At 69.4% G+C, this 17,291-nt stretch carries 17 protein-coding genes; 8 read left to right on the top strand and 9 right to left on the bottom strand.

The window, feature by feature from the left end; genetic code table 11:
• The first annotated feature begins 522 nt into the window (after positions 1 to 522).
• A complete protein-coding gene (msrA, locus tag U4012_RS13460; RefSeq protein WP_321799144.1) occupies positions 523 to 1,083 on the top strand; it encodes a peptide-methionine (S)-S-oxide reductase MsrA in 561 nt (186 codons plus the stop codon).
• Positions 1,084 to 1,127: 44 nt separating this feature from the next.
• Here the strand turns inward: msrA and U4012_RS13455 are convergent, their stop codons facing one another.
• The 3 genes from U4012_RS13455 to pdxH all read right to left on the bottom strand — a co-directional run bounded on the left by U4012_RS13455 (position 1,128) and on the right by pdxH (position 4,478).
• Entirely contained in the window at positions 1,128 to 2,459 is a 1,332-nt protein-coding gene (locus tag U4012_RS13455; protein ID WP_321799142.1) for a DUF72 domain-containing protein, read from the bottom strand.
• A gap of 23 nt (positions 2,460 to 2,482) precedes the next feature.
• The gene (locus U4012_RS13450; protein WP_124486959.1) at positions 2,483 to 3,703 is read right to left on the bottom strand and encodes an SAM-dependent methyltransferase; all 1,221 of its coding nucleotides are present in this window, start codon (positions 3,701 to 3,703) and stop codon (positions 2,483 to 2,485) included.
• A gap of 130 nt (positions 3,704 to 3,833) precedes the next feature.
• On the bottom strand, positions 3,834 to 4,478 hold the full coding sequence (pdxH, locus tag U4012_RS13445; RefSeq protein WP_044848555.1) for a pyridoxamine 5'-phosphate oxidase: 645 nt from the start codon (positions 4,476 to 4,478) through the stop codon (positions 3,834 to 3,836).
• Between the two features lie 128 nt (positions 4,479 to 4,606).
• On the opposite strand from pdxH, the gene tcdA reads away from it, so the two are divergent.
• A complete protein-coding gene (tcdA, locus tag U4012_RS13440; RefSeq protein ID WP_044848556.1) occupies positions 4,607 to 5,464 on the top strand; it encodes a tRNA cyclic N6-threonylcarbamoyladenosine(37) synthase TcdA in 858 nt (285 codons plus the stop codon).
• A gap of 102 nt (positions 5,465 to 5,566) precedes the next feature.
• Here tcdA and trxA read toward each other — a convergent pair whose 3' ends face one another.
• Positions 5,567 to 6,415: a thioredoxin gene (gene trxA, locus U4012_RS13435; RefSeq protein ID WP_044848557.1), complete on the bottom strand. Its 849-nt coding sequence runs from the start codon at positions 6,413 to 6,415 to the stop codon at positions 5,567 to 5,569.
• A gap of 52 nt (positions 6,416 to 6,467) precedes the next feature.
• Entirely contained in the window at positions 6,468 to 7,349 is an 882-nt protein-coding gene (locus tag U4012_RS13430) for a pirin family protein (protein ID WP_321799138.1), read from the bottom strand.
• 251 nt (positions 7,350 to 7,600) lie between these two features.
• Here U4012_RS13430 and U4012_RS13425 point away from each other — a divergent pair, with 251 nt between their 5' ends.
• Positions 7,601 to 8,479, top strand: coding sequence for an EamA family transporter (locus tag U4012_RS13425; protein WP_321799422.1), 879 nt, complete (start codon positions 7,601 to 7,603; stop codon positions 8,477 to 8,479).
• A 45-nt stretch (positions 8,480 to 8,524) separates the two neighbouring features.
• On the opposite strand, the gene U4012_RS13420 is transcribed toward U4012_RS13425, so the two are convergent.
• A complete protein-coding gene (locus U4012_RS13420; protein ID WP_044848560.1) occupies positions 8,525 to 10,060 on the bottom strand; it encodes an N-acetylmuramoyl-L-alanine amidase in 1,536 nt (511 codons plus the stop codon).
• Entirely contained in the window at positions 10,042 to 10,593 is a 552-nt protein-coding gene (gene tsaE, locus U4012_RS13415) for a tRNA (adenosine(37)-N6)-threonylcarbamoyltransferase complex ATPase subunit type 1 TsaE (RefSeq protein WP_044848561.1), read from the bottom strand. Before tsaE ends, U4012_RS13420 begins: the two co-directional genes overlap by 19 nt.
• A gap of 17 nt (positions 10,594 to 10,610) precedes the next feature.
• On the opposite strand from tsaE, the gene queG reads away from it, so the two are divergent.
• The 3 genes from queG (at position 10,611) to xerD (ending at position 13,330) form a co-directional block, all read left to right on the top strand.
• Positions 10,611 to 11,846: a tRNA epoxyqueuosine(34) reductase QueG gene (queG, locus tag U4012_RS13410; protein WP_321799134.1), complete on the top strand. Its 1,236-nt coding sequence runs from the start codon at positions 10,611 to 10,613 to the stop codon at positions 11,844 to 11,846.
• 63 nt (positions 11,847 to 11,909) lie between these two features.
• Positions 11,910 to 12,377 (top strand): methylated-DNA--[protein]-cysteine S-methyltransferase, encoded by a 468-nt coding sequence (locus tag U4012_RS13405; protein WP_124486964.1) that lies wholly within the window; start codon positions 11,910 to 11,912, stop codon positions 12,375 to 12,377.
• The gene (gene xerD, locus U4012_RS13400) at positions 12,377 to 13,330 is read left to right on the top strand and encodes a site-specific tyrosine recombinase XerD (RefSeq protein WP_044848563.1); all 954 of its coding nucleotides are present in this window, start codon (positions 12,377 to 12,379) and stop codon (positions 13,328 to 13,330) included. Before U4012_RS13405 ends, xerD begins: the two co-directional genes overlap by 1 nt.
• A 46-nt stretch (positions 13,331 to 13,376) precedes the next feature.
• Here xerD and U4012_RS13395 read toward each other — a convergent pair whose 3' ends face one another.
• Positions 13,377 to 14,939 (bottom strand): class I adenylate-forming enzyme family protein, encoded by a 1,563-nt coding sequence (locus U4012_RS13395; protein WP_321799130.1) that lies wholly within the window; start codon positions 14,937 to 14,939, stop codon positions 13,377 to 13,379.
• Positions 14,940 to 15,286: 347 nt separating this feature from the next.
• Here U4012_RS13395 and ybaK point away from each other — a divergent pair, with 347 nt between their 5' ends.
• Both ybaK and plsY read left to right on the top strand, forming a co-directional pair.
• Positions 15,287 to 15,778 (top strand): Cys-tRNA(Pro) deacylase, encoded by a 492-nt coding sequence (ybaK, locus tag U4012_RS13390; RefSeq protein WP_044848566.1) that lies wholly within the window; start codon positions 15,287 to 15,289, stop codon positions 15,776 to 15,778.
• Positions 15,779 to 15,960: 182 nt separating this feature from the next.
• On the top strand, positions 15,961 to 16,599 hold the full coding sequence (gene plsY / locus U4012_RS13385) for a glycerol-3-phosphate 1-O-acyltransferase PlsY (protein WP_321799127.1): 639 nt from the start codon (positions 15,961 to 15,963) through the stop codon (positions 16,597 to 16,599).
• 115 nt (positions 16,600 to 16,714) lie between these two features.
• On the opposite strand, the gene U4012_RS13380 is transcribed toward plsY, so the two are convergent.
• Entirely contained in the window at positions 16,715 to 17,200 is a 486-nt protein-coding gene (locus U4012_RS13380; protein ID WP_014896235.1) for a YajQ family cyclic di-GMP-binding protein, read from the bottom strand.
• Positions 17,201 to 17,291: the final 91 nt, after the last annotated feature.

The raw sequence follows: 17,291 nt of genomic DNA, 5'->3' as shown, positions 1-17,291 counted from the left end.
CCGTTCACTGCGGGCGTGCGGGTCGAACAGGTTGAGTGACGGGAATGCACAGGCGGTTGCGCGCGATTGCAGGACGCGCGGTGCGGTGCATCAGGTCGGGAAAGCGGGGAAACGCGGCGCGCCGGATCGTCGCGCAGGCGGCGCAACGGGCGTACGGTGACGCGAGGGTGCGGTGAAGGCGACGGCGCGCGGGGCACCGGCGGCCGGGCCCGTCATGCGGGTGATTTCTGCTGAGGCGTGCATATCGATGTTCCGGCAGATGTTGTTGGCATCAGGGCGGGCATGCATCGGACGCTGCGTGCAGCCGGACGGTGTGCCGTCGCGGCGAAGCGTGCCTAAGTGTAGTCGAGAAACGCGCAGCCGGTGGCGCGCGGCGCGCATGCGGTTCTGCCGGATTCGCGCGCGAGTGAGATACTTGAACGCTGCCGCTGCGCGCCGGGCAACCGGGCAGCGACGATAAGGACCGGCGGCGCCGGCACGCGCCTGCGTGCCGGCCGCCGTCTTCAACGAGGTACTGATTTCATGGTGAACGAGATGCTTGAAACCGCGACTGTGGGCGGCGGGTGCTTCTGGTGCACGGAGGCCGTGTTTCTCGACGTCGACGGCGTGACGGCCGTCCAGTCGGGCTACGCGGGCGGCCATACGCGCAATCCCGGCTATCGCGACGTCTGCGACGGCGACACCGGTCACGCTGAGGTCGTGAACGTGACGTTCGATCCGGCGCGCATCGGTTATCGCGAGATCCTCGAGATCTTCTTCGCGACGCACGATCCGACCCAGCTGAACCGGCAGGGCAACGACGTCGGCACGCAATACCGGTCGGTCGTGTTTACGCATTCCGACGCGCAGCGCGACGTCGCGCTCGACGTGATCCGCGAACTGGAGCGCGAGCAGGTGTTCGGGCAGCCGATCGTCACGCAGGTCGTGCCGCTCGACGGCAACTACTGGCCGGCCGAGGACTATCATCAGAACTATTACGCACGCAATCCGGGGCAGGGCTACTGCTCGGTCGTGATCGGGCCGAAGCTCGCGAAATTCCGCCAGAAGTTCTCGCACCGGCTGAAGTCGCAGCGCGACGCGTAATCGGCGCGTCAGCCGCAAGCGGCGCGGGCACCCGCGCCGCGCCCCTACGCCGCCTCGCTGCGCCAGTGCGCGCACGCGGCGGCGATCTCGCGCGCGAGCGCGAGGCACGACAGCGGCGCGGAGCCTTCCGCCTTGTTGTTGATCGTGATGATTACCGGCTGTCCGGCCAGCGCGTAGCGCGCGGCCAGCTCGGCGAGCGCCGCGCGCGTGGCCGGGTCCTCGTCGACGAGCTTGTCGAACGGCTCGTACTTCGCTTTCGCCTGTTCGTACTTGAAGCCGCCGTGCAGGCTCCAGCGCACGATCAGCGGGCCCGGCGCATCGCCGTCGAGCAGCGCGAGCGCGGCCGCCTGGCGCAGCGGGTCGGGCATCCGCGCGTGCAGGCCGACGCAGTAGCGCACGCCGAGCGCCGCGAGCGCGCGGATGAAGCGCGGCGTGAGCAGGCTCGCGTCGCGGATCTCGATCGCGTAGCGCGTGCCGTCGGCGTCCGGCGGCAGCGGCGGCAATGCCGCGAAGAATGCCGACAGCCGGTCGATCAGCGCGGCCGGCTCGGCGAGCAGTTGATCGGGCATCGGCGAGAACTGGAACACCAGCACGCCGGCCTTCCTGCCGAGCCCTTCGAGGCATGGCTGCACGAATTCCCGGGTCGCGAGCTGCGCGTCGAGGAAGGTCGGGTTCGGGCCCGACGGCTCGCCGCGCCTGCCGCGCACGACCGCATCGGTGACGGACGCCGGCGCCTTCACGACGAAGCGGAAGTCGTCCGGCACCTGTTGCGCGTAGCGCAGGTAATCGGCCACCGACAGCGGCCCGTAGAACGAGCGGTCGAGGCTCACGCTCTTCAGCAGCGGATGCGCGCCGTACGCCTCGAGCCCTTCGCGCGACAGCTTCGTCTGCGCGAAATCGCCGTCGTAGACGATGCCGTCCCAGCCGGGGAAATACCACGACGACGTGCCGAGCCGCACATTGGGCGGCAGCGCGGCCGCGGCGGCGGCGACTTCCGCGGAAACCGGGGCGGGCGGCACGCCGCGCCGGCGCCGGCTTTTCTTCGGCGGCGCGGCCGGTGGAGACGGTTCGTCCCACAGCAGGCCGGAGGCAGCGGGCGGTTCCGCCGGTTCCTGGTCGGCGCAAGGGCGGGGCGATGCACGGCCGGGGCGCGCGGGCGGCTTTGCCGGCCGCGCAGCGTCGTGCTCGTCCGGCGTCGCGCGTTCGCCGGCGCCTGCAGCGTTGTCGGCGTCCGCGGGCGCGGCCGCGCCCGCGCGCGCGTCGTCGGCCGCCGCGCCGCCGAACAGGTCGAACTGCCCGTCGGCGTGCGATCCGTCCGGTTCGTCGCGCTGCTGTCGTTGCGGCGCCGTGTTGCGCCGCGTCCTGCCGTCACCCATGCATGCCCAGCGTGAAGTGCCGCCTAGCGTGGCAGCGTGTGTTCGTACATGTAGCGCCGCGACCACGGCAGCGTTTTCGCGCTGCGTCCGGCCTTGCGGCACACGATCTGGAAGATCGACACGTCGTCGTGTTCGAACGCATACGCGCAACCGGCGAGGTACACGCGCCAGATGCGGAATTTCTCGTCGTCGACGAGCGCGCGCGCCTGGTCCGCCTTCGCCTCGAAGTTCTCGGTCCAGATGTCGAGCGTGCGCGCATAGTGCCGCCGCAGGCTTTCGACGTCAATCGCCTCGAGTCCGCCGCGCTGCGCCGCTTCGAGCGCGAGGCTGATGTGCGGCAGCTCGCCGTCCGGGAACACGTAGCGGTCGATGAATTCGCCGCCGCCGAGCGCCGTTTCGCCGCTTTCCGCGTCGGTCGACGTGATCCCGTGGTTCATCGCGATGCCGTCGTCGGTCAGCAGGTCGTGCACGCGCGAGAAATAGAGCGGCAGGTTCTTGCGGCCGACGTGCTCGAACATCCCGACGCTCGTGATGCGGTCGAACTGCCCGTCGATCTCGCGGTAGTCCTGCAGGCGGATCTCGATCTTGTCCTCGAGCCCGGCGGCCTTCACGCGCGCGGTCGCGAGATCGAACTGGTTCTGCGACAGCGTCACGCCCAGGCACGTCGCGCCGAACTTCTGCGCGGCGCGCAGCACGAGCGCGCCCCAGCCGCAACCGATGTCGAGCAGGCGCTGGCCGGGCTCGAGCTGGATCTTGGTCAGGATGTGGTCGATCTTCTTGATCTGCGCGGTCGCGAGATCCTCGTCGCCGTTCTCGAAGTACGCGCACGAGTACACCATGTTCTCGTCGAGCCACAGCTGGTAGAACTCGTTCGAGACGTCGTAGTGATACTGGATCGCCTTCCGGTCGGTGTTCTTCGTGTGATTGAAGTAGCGCTTCACGCGCGCGAGCTTGCTCGCGCTGGTGACCGTGCTGCGCGCGAGCGAATAGCTGATGTTGATGATGTCCGACAGCCGGCCTTCGATGTCGATCTTGCCCTTCACGTACGCCTCGCCGAGATTGTCGAGGCTCGGTTCGAGCAGGAGCGGCAGCGCCGACGCGCTGTTGACCTTCAGCGTGACCTGCGGCGCGCTGAAGGTGCCGAAATCGAGTTGATCGCCGTTCCACAGCACGAGGCGCGCCGGTATGTTCGCTTTCGCCCGTACTTCGTCCGCCCACTGTGCCAGCTTCTTTTCCCAGAACATTTGGATTCTCCGTTTGTTCGTTGAATCGAATACAGCCAAGTATCTTGACCGGCGCCCGCCTCCTGCGAGGCGGGCGCCCGGATGCAACACGAGACACGACCGGCGAGCGGCACCGCGGCCGCGGTTCGGCTTACGGCGACAGGCGCGAGATCGTCCAGCCCGACGCCGCAGCGGCGTCGCGCGTATAGAGCAGGCGGTCGTGCAGCCGCGACGGGCGGCCCTGCCAGAACTCGATCGCGTCGGGCACGACGCGATAGCCGCCCCAGTGCGGCGGGCGCGGCGGGTTTTCGCCGTAGCGTTCGGCCACGTCCTTCTCGCGCGCTTCGAGCGTCGCGCGGCTGTCGATCACGGCGCTCTGCTCGGACGCCCACGCACCGATGCGCGAGCCGAGCGGGCGCGACGCGAAATAGCGGTCGCTTTCGTCGGCGCTGGTCTTTTCGATCCGGCCCTCGATGCGCACCTGGCGCTCGAGCTCGATCCAGTAGAACAGCAGTGCCGCATATGGATGGGCGGCGAGGTCGCGCCCCTTGCGGCTTTCGTAATTGGTAAAGAAGACGAACCCGCGTTCGTCGACAGCCTTGATGAGCACGATGCGTGCCGACGGCCGGCCGTCGTCGCCGACGGTGGCGAGCGTCATCGTGTTGGGCTCGGGGAGCTTGGCGGCGAGCGCCTCCTTGAACCAGCGATCGAACTGGGCGAAGGGGTCGGGGGCGGCATCGGCTTCGTCGAGCGAAGCACGCGAATAGTTGATGCGGAGATCGGCGAGAGTCGTCATGTTATGCAAACGCTTCAATCTGGGGCCAGTATAGCGAACGCGCGAGAATCGTGCGTGCACAGTGGCGCGTGCCGGCGGGGAGTTCAGGCAAAATAGAGGGCTGCTCGACTTACGTTTTCCTTGCTGCCATGTCCGCTGCCGACACCGCCCCGCTCAGTTCCTCTGATCTTACCCCGACCCCGACAATCCAGCTTGACGTGGATCGCGAGCGCCGCTTCGGCGGCATCGCGCGGCTGTACGGCGCCCCGGCGCTGGCCGCGTTCGAGGGCGCGCACGTGGCCGTGATCGGCATCGGCGGCGTCGGGTCGTGGACGGCCGAGGCGCTCGCGCGCAGCGCGATCGGCACGCTGACGCTGATCGATCTCGACAATGTCGCCGAAAGCAATACGAACCGGCAGATCCACGCGCTCGACGGCAATTACGGCAAGCCGAAGGTCGACGCGATGGCCGAGCGGATCGCGCTGATCGATCCCGCGTGCCGCGTGAACCGGATCGAGGATTTCGCGGAACCCGACAACTTCGACGCGCTGCTCGGCGGCGGCTTCGACTACGTGATCGACGCGATCGACAGCGTGCGCACGAAGGTCGCGCTGATCGCGTGGTGCGTCGCGAAAGGGCAGCCGCTCGTCACGGTCGGCGGCGCGGGCGGGCAGCTCGACCCGACGCGCATCCGCATCGACGATCTCGCGCTGACGATCCAGGATCCGCTGCTGTCGAAGGTGCGTGCGCAGTTGCGCAAGCAGCACGGCTTTCCGCGCGGGCCGAAGGCGCGCTTCAAGGTCAGCGCCGTGTATTCGGACGAGCCGCTGATCTATCCGGAAGCGGCCGCGTGCGACATCGAGGATGGCGCGGAGCCGTCGACCGCCGCGCATGTCGCGGGGCTCAACTGCGCGGGGTTCGGTTCGAGCGTGTGCGTGACCGCGAGCTTCGGTTTCGCGGCCGCCGCGCATGCGTTGCGGGCGATCGCGGCGCGGGCCGCGGGTTGATCGGGGCGTCGAGCGACGCGCCAAGGAATGTTGCGGCGCGGCGGACCCGCCGCGCGCGACGAGGCGAGTCGGCCAGGCCATCGCGGCCCGGCCGGTCGTTCGTCAGTTGAGCGCCATGCTCAGCTTGCGCCGCCACGCGGCGACGAGTTCCGGGCGATCGCCCGCCAGCTCGAACACCGAGATCATCGTACGGCGGCCGAGGTCGTCGCCATACGCGCGGTCGCGCAGCACGATTTCCAGCAACTGCTCGAGCGCGCCTTCGTACGCGCGGCGCGCGATCAGGCTCTGCGCGAGGTCGAAGCGTGCGTCGAGATCGGCTGGGTTCGCCGCGATGCGCGCCTCGAGCGCGTCGGTCGGCGGCAGGTCGGCCGTCGCGTCGAGCGCATCGAAACGGGTCTTGATCGCCTGGTAGCGCGGATCGGTGCCCTGCACGGTCTGCGGCGACAGGCGTTCGGCCTCGGCGCGTGCGGCGTCCACCTGGTTGTTCGCGAGCAGCAGTTCGATCAGGTCGAGCCGCGCGTCGTCGAAGCCGGGGTTCAGCGCGAGCGCCGCTTCGAGGTGGGTGATCGCATCGTCGTAGCGCGATTCGGCGATCGCGTATTGTGCGGCGCGGCGCTCTGCTTCGTCGGGCGCGGGCAGCAGCCGGTCGAGGAACGCGCGCAACTGGCCTTCCGGCAGCACGCCGATGAACTGGTCGACCGGGCGCCCGTCGGCGAACGCGATCACGTGCGGGATGCTGCGCGTCTGGAAGTGCGCGGCGAGCTCCTGGTTCTCGTCCACGTTCACCTTCACGAGCTTCCAGCGGCCTTCGTAGTCGGCTTCGAGCTTTTCGAGCAGCGGACCGAGCGTCTTGCAGGGGCCGCACCACGGCGCCCAGAAGTCGACCAGCACGGGCGTGTCCAGCGACGCCTCGATGACGTCTTTCTCGAAAGTGGCAAGCGTGGTGTCCATGTCGTTCTCTTCGGTTCGAATGTCGTCAGGATGGGGGTGGCGCGCCCCTTTTTCAACGCGGCTTCGACTCGGGCAGCGGAATCCACTCGGTTTCTCCGGGCACCTTGCCCATTTCCTGGTTCGTCCACGCCCGTTTCGCGCGCTCGATCGCGTCGCGGCTGCTGGCGACGAAGTTCCATTCGATGAAGCGCTCGCCGTCGATCTTGTCGCCGCCCAGCAGCATCGCGCGCGCGCCGTTGCCGCTCGCGAGCGTGACGGTGGCGCCCGGTGCGAGCACGGCCATCTGCTCGGCCGGCACCGGCGTGCCGTCGATCGACAGGTCGCCGTCGACCACGTAGACCGCGCGTTCCTCGTGCGATGCGTCGAGTTCGAGGCGGCCGCCGGCCACGAATTCGGCGGCGACGTACAGCGTGCGCGAGAACGTCGTGACGGGCGAGCGCAGGCCGAACGCGTCGCCGGCGATCACCGTCAGCGACACGCCGTTCTCGTCGCGCTTGGGCAGCGTGTCGGCCGCATGGTGCTCGAACGACGGCTCGGTGGTCTCGTGGGCAACCGGCAGCGCGACCCAGGTCTGGATCCCGTGCACCGTGTGGCCGCTCGCGCGCTGCGCGTCGGGCGTGCGCTCCGAGTGGACGATGCCGCGGCCGGCCGTCATCCAGTTCACGTCGCCCGGCACGATCTCCTGCAGCGAGCCGAGGCTGTCGCGGTGCAGGATCGCGCCGTCGAACAGGTAGGTGACGGTGGCGAGCCCGATATGCGGATGCGGGCGCACGTCGAGCCCGGTGCCGGCCGGCAGCGTCGCGGGCCCCATGTGATCGAAGAAGATGAACGGGCCGACGAGGCGTGCGGCGAGCGCGGGCAGCGTGCGGCGCACCTGCAGGTTGCCGATGTCGCGGATGTGCGGCTTCAGCAGGGCTTTGATCGGATCGGTCATGGCGGGCCTCGTGGGGAACGGCAGGAATGCCGGTCATTGTACTGGCGGCACGGCGGCCACGCGTGCAACGGGCAGCCGGATGTCCGCCGCGCGATGCGGCCGCGGGGCAGGCACGCGTCGTGCGGCGCGTCCACGGCGCCGTGCCTGGCGCCGATTCCATGTGCGCCGCGCGGGTATCGGGTCGCGCGGCGAAATTCGGTAGACTGAGCGGCGTTCAGGAAACCATCCGACAAAATGAGGAGACGCCGATGATGGCCCCGAAGGACTTGCTGCTCGCGCTGGTCGTGATCCTGGCGTGGGGCGTGAACTTCGTCGTGATCAAGGTCGGCCTGCACGGCATGCCGCCGATGCTGCTCGGCGCGCTGCGCTTCACGCTCGCCGCGGTGCCCGCGGTGTTCTTCGTGCCCCGGCCGCAGATTCCGTGGCGCATGCTGATCCTGTACGGCGCGACGATCCAGCTCGGCCAGTTCGTGCTCCTGTTTACCGGCATGTACGTCGGCATGCCGGCCGGCCTCGCGTCGCTCGTGCTGCAGTCGCAGGCATTCTTCACGCTGGTGTTCGCGATGCTGTTCCTCGGCGAGCGGCTGCGCGTGCAGAGCCTGGTCGGGCTCGCGGTCGCCGCGGCCGGACTCGTCGTGATCGCTGCGCAGGGCGGCCGCGCGATGACGCTCGCGGGCTTCCTGCTGACCCTCTGCTCGGCCGCGATGTGGGCGTTCGGCAATATCGTCACGAAGAAGCTGGGCAAGGCCGACCTGGTGTCGCTCGTCGTGTGGGCGAGCCTCGTGCCGCCGGTGCCGTTCTTCCTGCTGTCGCTGTGGTTCGAGGGGCCGCAGCGGATCGAGGCCGCGCTGCTCGGGCTGAACGGCGCGTCGATCTTCGCGGTCGTCTATCTCGCGTTCGTCGCGACGCTGCTCGGCTACGGCTTGTGGAGCCGCCTGATGTCGCGTTATCCGGCCGCCCAGGTCGCGCAGTTCTCGCTGCTGGTGCCGATCGTCGGGCTCGCGTCGTCGGCGCTGCTGCTCGACGAGCATCTGACGGACGCGCAGCTGATCGGCGCCGCGCTCGTGATGGGCGGGCTCGCGGTGAACGTGTTCGGCGGGAAGCTCGCGCGCCGCTTCGCGGCGTCGTGACGCGCCGGCACGCAGCGCGTGCCGGCGGCGGGGAAGGGTGGCCGGTCAGGCCATCCGGCTCTTCGCGAGCGGCGGATTCGCGGCGAAGTAACGCTTGATGCCGCGGAAGATCGCGTCGGCCATCTGGTCGCGATAGCTGTCGTCGTTCAGCCTGCTTTCCTCTTCCGGATTGCTGATGAACGCCGTCTCGACGAGGATCGACGGAATGTCGGGCGCCTTCAGCACCGCGAACCCGGCCTGCTCGACCGAGCCCTTGTGCAGCTTGTTGATGCCGCCGACTTCCTTCAGCACGTAGTTGCCGTAGCGCAGCGAATCGCGGATCTGCGCGGTCGTCGACATGTCGAACAGCGCGCGGCTGACTGCCGCGTCCTGCGTCTTGATGTTGATGCCGCCGATCAGGTCGGACGAGTTCTCCTTGTTCGCGAGCCAGCGCGCCGCGGCGCTCGACGCGCCGTGGTCGGACAGCGCGAACACCGACGAGCCGCGCGCGGACGGCGTCGTGAACGCATCGGCGTGGATCGACACGAACAGGTCCGCGCCGACGCGGCGCGCCTTCTGCACGCGCACGTTCAGCGGCACGAAGAAGTCGGCGTCGCGCGTCATCATCGCGCGCATGTTCGGCGCGCCGTCGATCTTCGCGCGCAGCTTCTTCGCGATGTCGAGCGCGACGTGCTTCTCGTACGTGCCGCCGCCGCCGATCGCGCCCGGATCCTCGCCGCCGTGGCCCGGGTCGATCGCGACCGTCAGCAGGCGCACGGTGCCGCCCTTGCCGGATTTCGGCGCGGTGAACTTGTAGGTGTCGCCGTCGTCCTCGCTGTCGTCGCGGCGCGCGATGACGGGCGGCGGCTTGACGGCCGGCTTCGCGGGCGTGGCAGGCGAAGACGGCGTCGCGGCGGCCGGCGGCGTGCGCGGCGCGGCCGGCGTGTTCTGCGCGAAGCGCTGGAAGAACGCGTCGCTGTTGTCGTTGCCCGCGACGGGCGGCGTCGCCGGCCCGTTCAGCGCGCTCGGCGGCTGCACCTGCTGCGCGCGCGCGGTGTCGTTGAGCGCCTGTTCCTTGCGTTCCGTCTGCGCGATCAGGTCGGTCAGCGGATCGGGCGCGACGGCCGGATACAGGTCGAACACGAGCCGGTACTTGTAGGTGCCGACCGGCGGCAGCGTGAACACCTGCGGCTTCACCGAGCCTTTCAGGTCGAACACCATCCGCACCACGTGCGGTTGATACTGGCCGACGCGCACCGACTGGATCTGCGGATCGTTCGGCGCGATCTTCGACACGAGGTCGCGCAGCGCCTGGTCGAGATCGAGCCCGTTCAGGTCGACGACGAGCCGGTCGGGACCCTGCAGCAGCTGTTGGCTATTCTGCAGCGGCTGGTCGGATTCGATCGTGACGCGCGTGTAATCGCGCGCGGGCCATACACGCACGCCGAGCACCGACGACGCGTGCGCGAGCCGCGGCGCGACGAGGCCGAGCACCAGCGTCGACGCGCCCGCGCACAGGATCTGGCGGCGCCGCCAGTTGTGCGTGGCGGTGGCCGCCGATTCGATCGAGCGGAACGGTTTGATCAACATCTTTCGAGACATGCCTTTCCTGAAGCGCTGTACGCACGGACGGTGAGGGCGCGGCCGTCGCCATCCACGTCGAGCGAGAAAACCAGATCGGGCACGCCGAGCAGGGGGCCCGCCTGCTGCGGCCATTCGACGAGGCAGATCGCGCTGGAATTGAAATACTCGCGAAAGCCTGCGTCGGACCATTCGGCCGGATCGTTGAATCGATACAGATCGAAGTGATAGACCTCAAGTTCCCCGTCGTCGCGCGCGAACGCGTACGGTTCGACGAGCGTGTAGGTCGGGCTGCGCACGCGCCCCGGGTGGCCGAGGCCGCGCAGGATCGCGCGCACGAGGGTCGTCTTGCCCGCGCCGAGGTCGCCGATCAGCTGGATCTGCAGCCCGTTGAACGCGTGTGCATGGGCGAGTTCGCTGCGCGCCGCGTCGAGCGCGTGCGCGAAGCGGGTGCCGAAGGCCTCGGTCGCCGCTTCGTCGGCGAGTGCGATCACGCGCTCCGCGAGCGGGGCGGGCAGCGTGTCGGCATGAGGCGTATGGGACGTGGCTGGCATTCTCGTAAAATAGTGCGATGAACCGATTACCGGAACTCGCCGCATCCGACAGGCCTTCGACTCGTGCCGAAGGCGCGGCGCCGTGCGCGCTCGATGATGCGACGTTGACTGCGCTCGCCGCGCGCATCAGGGCGTGGGGGCGCGAATTGGGTTTCGGGGCGATAGGCATCAGCGATACCGATCTCTCGGATGCCGAAGCAGGCCTCGCCGCCTGGCTGGAAGCCGGGTACCACGGCGAAATGGATTATATGGCGAAACACGGGATGAAACGCGCGCGGCCGGCCGAACTTGTGGCCGGTACGCGACGCGTGATTTCCGCGCGGCTCGCCTATCTGCCGGCCGAAACGCTCGCCGCCGACGCGTCCGATGCGTCATCCGGCGCGCTCGCGCCGCACGACTGGCGCGCACGCGAGCGCGCGCGTCTCGACGATCCGCAGGCGGCCGTCGTGTCGATCTACGCACGCGGCCGCGACTATCACAAGGTGCTGCGCAACCGGCTGCAGACGCTCGCGGAGCGCATCGAGCGCGAGATCGGCGCATTCGGCTACCGCGTGTTCACCGATTCGGCGCCGGTGCTCGAGGTCGAGCTCGCGCAGAAGGCCGGGGTCGGCTGGCGCGGCAAGCACACGCTGTTGCTGCAGCGCGACGCGGGTTCGCTGTTCTTCCTCGGCGAAATCTACGTCGACGTGCCGCTGCCGACCGACGCGCAAACGGCGCCCGAGCGCGCGCCCGAGACGCCCGGCGCGCACTGCGGCAGCTGCACGCGCTGCATCGGCGCGTGCCCGACGGGCGCGATCGTCGAACCGTATCGCGTCGACGCGCGCCGCTGCATCTCGTACCTGACGATCGAACTGAAAGGCAGCATTCCGGAGCCGCTGCGGCCGCTGATCGGCAACCGCGTGTACGGTTGCGACGACTGCCAGCTCGTGTGTCCGTGGAACAAGTTCGCGCAGGCCGCGCCCGTCGCCGATTTCGACGTGCGGCACGGGCTCGACCGCGCGACGCTCGTCGAGCTGTTCGCGTGGGACGCCGATGCGTTCGACACGCGGATGCAGGGCAGCGCGATCCGGCGCATCGGTTACGAAAGCTGGCTGCGCAATCTCGCGGTCGGGCTCGGCAATGCGTTGCGCGCGCCGGCCGATCGGCTCGCACCCGAAGCGCGCACCGCGATCGTCGCCGCGTTGCGCGCACGGGCCGACGATCCGTCGCCGGTCGTGCGCGAGCATGTCGAATGGGCGCTGCGTGCCGCATGAAGGCGGCGTAAAGTGTCGTCGGCGCGCGGCGGCGCCGCGTGGTTCACCGGTCAGGAGAAGTTCATGTTCAACGCAGTCATCGACGCGCCGTTCGGCAAGGTCGGCATCCGCACCGATGCCGCGGTGGTGCGCGAGATCGTCTATCTGCCCGAGTCGGTCAAGTCGGTCGATCCGGATTCGCCGCTCGCGAAGCGCGCGGTCGAGCAGATCGAACGTTATTTCGAGCGCGCGTCGGCGCGCTTCGACCTGCCGCTCGCCGATGTCGGCAGCGCATTCCAGCACCGCGTGTGGAACGTGATCAGCGACATTCCGCCGGGCACGGTGCTGACTTACGGGCAGGTCGCGAAGCGGATCGGCAGCGCGCCGCGCGCGGTCGGCCAGGCGTGCGGCGCGAACTATTTCCCGCTCGTGATCCCGTGTCATCGCGTCGTCGCGGCCGGCGGCCTCGGCGGTTTCGCGAATCACGACGACAATGGCTATTACCAGAAAGTGAAGCGCTGGCTGCTGGCGCATGAAGGCGTGCCGTACTGATGAGCGAACCGTTGCTTTCCCCCGACTCCGACTCCGATTCCGCGTCCGACGCATCGCCCGCGCTGCTCGCGAGCCGCGCGTCGATCGATGTGTTCTGCGATGCGCTGTGGCTCGAGCACGGGCTCGCGCGCAACACGCTCGATGCGTACCGGCGCGACCTGGCGCTGTTTTCGCAATGGCTGGCCGCGACGCACGACACGTCGCTCGACTCGGCCGACGAAGCGATGGTGACGGGCTACATCGCCGCGCGCAGCGACGGCAAGGCAACATCGTCGAACCGGCGGCTGTCGGTGTTCCGGCGCTATTACGGCTGGGCCGTGCGCGAGCGTCACGCGAGCGCGGACCCGACGCTGCGGATCACGTCGGCGAAGCAGGCCGCGCGGTTTCCGTCGACGCTGTCCGAGGCGCAGGTCGAAGCGCTGCTCGGTGCGCCCGACATCGGCACGCCGCTCGGCCTGCGCGATCGCACGATGCTCGAGCTGATGTATGCGAGCGGGCTGCGCGTGAGCGAGCTCGTCACGCTGAAGACCGTCGAGGTCGGGCTCAACGAGGGTGTCGTGCGGGTGATGGGCAAGGGTTCGAAGGAACGGCTCGTGCCGTTCGGCGAAGTCGCGCACGGCTGGATCGAACGCTATCTGCGCGACGCGCGGCCCGCGTTGCTCGGCGCGCGCGCGGCCGACGCGCTGTTCGTGACCGCGCGCGGCGACGGGATGACCCGCCAGCAGTTCTGGAACATCATCAAGCGCCACGCGCAGCAGGCCGACGTGCGCGCGCACCTGTCGCCGCATACGCTGCGGCACGCGTTCGCGACGCACCTGCTGAACCACGGCGCCGACCTGCGCGTCGTGCAGCTGCTGCTCGGCCACAGCGACATCTCGACCACGCAGATCTACACGCACGTCGCGCGCGAGCGGCTGAAGACGCTGCACGCGCAACACCACCCGCGCGGCTAGCGCGGCGCGCGCCGGCCCACGTGCGCGGTGCGGCCGGCGCCGCGCGTCACGCGAGGTCGCGCAGCTTGTGCTTCAGCACCTTGCCCGTCGATGCGGCGGGCAGCGCATCGAGCACGCGGATGCGCGCGGGGCGCTTGTACGGCGCGAGCCGTTCCGCGCACCACGCCTGCAGCGCGGCCTCGGTCGCGGCCGCGCCCGGCACCAGCTCGACGAACGCGAGCACTTCCTCGTTGCCCTCGACCGCACGGCCGACGACGGCCGCCTGCACGACGTCCGGGTGCGCGTTCAGCACCTGTTCGACCTCGACCGGATACACGTTGAAGCCCGAGCGGATGATCAGCTCCTTGCTGCGGCCCGCGATCGTCACCGAGCCGTCCGCTGCCTGGCGCGCGAGATCGCCGGTGCTGAGCCAGCCGTCCGGCGACACGGCCGCGCGCGTCGCGTCCGCGTTGCGGTAGTAGCCGAGCATCACGTTCGGCCCGCGCACGCGGATTTCGCCTACTTCGCCCGGCGGCACGTCGGTGCCGTCCGGTGCGACGATCCGCATCTCGACGCCCGGGATCGGCACGCCGACCGAGCAGTCGGTACGCGGTGCGTCGAGCGGCGTCTGCGTGATCGTCGGGCTGCTCTCGGTCATGCCGTAGCCGTTGTGCAGTGGCACGCCGTATACGCGCTCGACGCGCGCCTTCAGGTCGGCGTCGAGCGGCGAGCCGCCCGAATACGCGAAGCGCAGTCGCGGCGCGCGCCATGCGAGCGCGTGCGTGTGCAGGTGCTCGAGCAGTTTCGCGTGCATCGCGGGCACGCCCTGGAAGATCGTCACGCCTTCGTCGGCGAGCGCGACGCGCACGGCCTCCGGCGCGAAGCGCGGCGCGAGCCGCAGCGTCGCCCCCGCGTACAGGCTGCCGAGGCAGACCGACGCGAGCCCGTACACGTGCGACACGGGCAGCACCGTATAGACGACGTCGTCGGGCGACACGCCGCGCAGCGCGCTCGACGTCGCCGCGATGAACAGCAGGTTGCGGTGCGACAGCATCACGCCTTTCGGCGTACCCGTCGTGCCGGTCGTGTAGATCAGCGCCGCGCACTGCGCGGCGCCGTCGGGTGCCACCGGCTCGTCGGGCGCGCTCGCGTCGACGCGGTACGACCACGCGCCGATGTCGACCGGCAGCGCGTCGGCGGGCGTCGCGCCGTGGCGTGCCGCGTGCGTGCGCGCATCGGGCGATGCTTCCGTCGCGAACGCGATCAGCTTCGGCCGCGCGTGCGCGGCGATCGCATCGAGCTCGCCGGCCGACAGCCGCGCGTTCGACACGAGCGCCCAAGCGTCGACGCGCGCGGCCGCGAACAGCAGCACGATCTGCGCGACGCTGTTTTCCGCGACGATCATCACGCGATCGCCGCCGCGCACGCCGAGGCGCGCGAGCTGCTCGGCGGCCGCATCGACGGCCCGCGCCAACTCGCCGTACGACACGCGGCGCGCGTCCTCGATCAGCGCCGGATGCGCGGGCGCTTGCGCGGCCCAGCGGGCGGGCACGTCGGCGATGCGGCCGGGCAGCGCGGCGAGCAGTGCCGCGACGTCGAGCGGCGCGGATGAGCGGACAGGCGAGGACATGGCGTCTCCAGAAGAAGGGCCGGGCGGTGGCGCGGCGAGTTTTGCGAACGATCGTGCCATGGCGGCGGGCGCGCCACAATCGGTCAATCGGGCAATAGCGGTTCGCGATGTCCGCAATGATGCCGGTGCGGCGCGGATCGGCTCGACGCGGCTGCGGCTGCGCTCGCCCCGGGACAAAAGGGCCGCGAGTATACCGCCGGCGCCCGGTACGCTGTCGCGAAGGCGAAGGCGAAGGCGAAGGCGAAGGCGAAGGCGAAAGCGTGATGCGCTCGTGTGCAATGGTGTGCGATGCATGCGATGGCCGCAACGCCGCCCGCCCGCCGGTCGTTCGCCATTAAAATGCCGCCATGAGCAAATCCAGACACGTGTCCGAGACACCCGCGACCCAGCTGCTGCGCCGCCACGGCGTCGCGTTCGGCGAGCATCCGTACGATTACGTCGAGCACGGCGGCACCGGCGAGTCGGCGCGCCAGCTCGGCGTCGACGAGCACAGCGTCGTGAAGACGCTCGTGATGGAGGACGAGCACGCGAAGCCGCTGATCGTGCTGATGCACGGCGACCGCACGGTGTCGACCAAGAACCTCGCGCGGCAGATCGGCGCGAAGCGCGTCGAGCCGTGCAAGCCCGACGTCGCGAACCGCCATTCCGGCTATCTGGTCGGCGGCACGTCGCCGTTCGGCACGCGCAAGACGATGCCCGTGTACGTCGAGTCGACCATCCTCGAATTGCCGACGATCTACCTGAACGGCGGCCGCCGCGGCTATCTCGTCAGCCTCGCGCCGGCGGTACTCACGACGCTGCTCGGCGCGACGCCGGTGCAGTGCGCGAGCGTCGACTGAGGGTTTCACCTTCGTGGCAGGCCGCGCTCGTTCGGTAGAATGGGCGCCGTTTCGGCCGGTCGGCCCGCACGGCCGGCTGCCGCGGCCTGCCGGCGGTTCGCCGCGGCGGCGCCTGCCCCGACGGGCCGGCCCGCCGCGCCCGGCCGTCCCTTTACCGATACGTTGAAAGAAGAGTTTTCCGCATGCAGATCCTGCTCGCCGCACTTGTTGCCTACCTGATCGGTTCGGTGTCGTTCGCCGTCGTCGTCAGCGCCGCGATGGGCCTGGCCGATCCCCGTTCGTACGGGTCGAAGAATCCCGGCGCGACCAACGTGCTGCGCAGCGGCAACAAGAAGGCCGCGATCCTGACGCTCGTCGGCGACGCGTTCAAGGGCTGGATCGCCGTCTGGCTCGCGCGGCACTTCGGGCTGTCCGACGTCGCCGTCGCGTGGGTCGCGATCGCCGTGTTCCTCGGCCACCTCTATCCGGTGTTCTTCCGCTTCCAGGGCGGCAAGGGCGTCGCGACAGCGGCCGGCGTGCTGCTCGCCGTGCACCCGGTGCTCGGCCTCGCGACCGCGCTGACCTGGCTGATCGTCGCGTTCTTCTTCCGTTATTCGTCGCTCGCGGCGCTGGTGGCGGCCGTGTTCGCACCGGTGTTCGACGTGTTCCTGTTCGGCACCGGCCACAACCCGGTCGCGTGGGCCGTGCTCGCGATGAGCGTGCTGCTCGTGTGGCGTCACCGCGGCAATATCTCGAAGCTGCTGGCGGGGCAGGAAAGCCGGATCGGCGACAAGAAGAAGGCGGCATCCGACGGCGGCGCGCAGGACGGCGGGAAGGCCTGAGGAAGGGGATTGCCGCCGCCCGCCGGGGCGCCCCGCATGCGGGGCCCGGCGGCGCGGCGTGACTGTTCGACGGCGTGGTCGACGGCGCGCTTGACGGCGCGGCCGACCGCGTCGATCAGTCGCGGAAGTTGTTGAAGTCGAGCGGGGTGTCGGTCACGTCCTTGCGCAGCATCGCGATCACGCTCTGCAGGTCGTCGCGCTTCGTGCCGGCCACGCGCACCGCATCGCCCTGGATGCTCGCCTGCACCTTGATCTTGCTGTCTTTCACGAGCCTGACGATCTTCTTCGCGAGGTCGCCCGTCACGCCCTTCTTCACGGTGACGACCTGCTTGACCTTGTCGCCGCCGATCTTCTCGACCTTGCCGTAGTCGAGGAAGCGCACGTCGACGTTGCGCTTCGCGAGCTTGTTGATCAGCACGTCCTTGACCTGGCCGAGCTTGAAATCGTCGTCGGCGAACAGCGTCAGCTCGCGCTCCTTCTGCTCGACGCGCGCGTCGGAGCCCTTGAAGTCGAAGCGCGTCGAGATTTCCTTGTTCGACTGCTCGATGGCGTTCTTCACTTCGATCATGTTCGCTTCGGAAACGACGTCGAACGATGGCATGGCATTCTCCCTTGAGATGCGGGCGCCCGGCTCGCGCGCGGGCACTCGCTATAATTGCGGACTGTTTGCCATTTTACCGATGCCCCTCCGT

It is taken from the genome of Burkholderia sp. BCC1988, from assembly GCF_905339895.1.
Classification (GTDB): Bacteria; Pseudomonadota; Gammaproteobacteria; order Burkholderiales; family Burkholderiaceae; genus Burkholderia.
The sequence above is the reverse complement of the archived record's forward strand: the minus strand, read 5'-3'. Positions and strand labels throughout refer to the sequence as shown.

What these genes read in the sequence shown, in the direction of transcription:
- U4012_RS13395 (WP_321799130.1), bottom strand. Translation starts at nt 14,939, where the DNA reads ATGTCCTCGCCTGTCCGCTCATCCGCGCCGCTCGACGTCGCGGCACTG.
- U4012_RS13380 (WP_014896235.1), bottom strand. Translation starts at nt 17,200, where the DNA reads ATGCCATCGTTCGACGTCGTTTCCGAAGCGAACATGATCGAAGTGAAG.
- plsY (WP_321799127.1), top strand. Translation starts at nt 15,961, where the DNA reads ATGCAGATCCTGCTCGCCGCACTTGTTGCCTACCTGATCGGTTCGGTG.
- tsaE (WP_044848561.1), bottom strand. Translation starts at nt 10,593, where the DNA reads ATGCCAGCCACGTCCCATACGCCTCATGCCGACACGCTGCCCGCCCCG.
- U4012_RS13430 (WP_321799138.1), bottom strand. Translation starts at nt 7,349, where the DNA reads ATGACCGATCCGATCAAAGCCCTGCTGAAGCCGCACATCCGCGACATC.
- msrA (WP_321799144.1), top strand. Translation starts at nt 523, where the DNA reads ATGGTGAACGAGATGCTTGAAACCGCGACTGTGGGCGGCGGGTGCTTC.
- pdxH (WP_044848555.1), bottom strand. Translation starts at nt 4,478, where the DNA reads ATGACGACTCTCGCCGATCTCCGCATCAACTATTCGCGTGCTTCGCTC.
- trxA (WP_044848557.1), bottom strand. Translation starts at nt 6,415, where the DNA reads ATGGACACCACGCTTGCCACTTTCGAGAAAGACGTCATCGAGGCGTCG.
- xerD (WP_044848563.1), top strand. Translation starts at nt 12,377, where the DNA reads ATGAGCGAACCGTTGCTTTCCCCCGACTCCGACTCCGATTCCGCGTCC.
- U4012_RS13420 (WP_044848560.1), bottom strand. Translation starts at nt 10,060, where the DNA reads ATGTCTCGAAAGATGTTGATCAAACCGTTCCGCTCGATCGAATCGGCG.
- ybaK (WP_044848566.1), top strand. Translation starts at nt 15,287, where the DNA reads ATGAGCAAATCCAGACACGTGTCCGAGACACCCGCGACCCAGCTGCTG.
- U4012_RS13405 (WP_124486964.1), top strand. Translation starts at nt 11,910, where the DNA reads ATGTTCAACGCAGTCATCGACGCGCCGTTCGGCAAGGTCGGCATCCGC.
- queG (WP_321799134.1), top strand. Translation starts at nt 10,611, where the DNA reads ATGAACCGATTACCGGAACTCGCCGCATCCGACAGGCCTTCGACTCGT.
- U4012_RS13450 (WP_124486959.1), bottom strand. Translation starts at nt 3,703, where the DNA reads ATGTTCTGGGAAAAGAAGCTGGCACAGTGGGCGGACGAAGTACGGGCG.
- tcdA (WP_044848556.1), top strand. Translation starts at nt 4,607, where the DNA reads ATGTCCGCTGCCGACACCGCCCCGCTCAGTTCCTCTGATCTTACCCCG.
- U4012_RS13455 (WP_321799142.1), bottom strand. Translation starts at nt 2,459, where the DNA reads ATGGGTGACGGCAGGACGCGGCGCAACACGGCGCCGCAACGACAGCAG.
- U4012_RS13425 (WP_321799422.1), top strand. Translation starts at nt 7,601, where the DNA reads ATGGCCCCGAAGGACTTGCTGCTCGCGCTGGTCGTGATCCTGGCGTGG.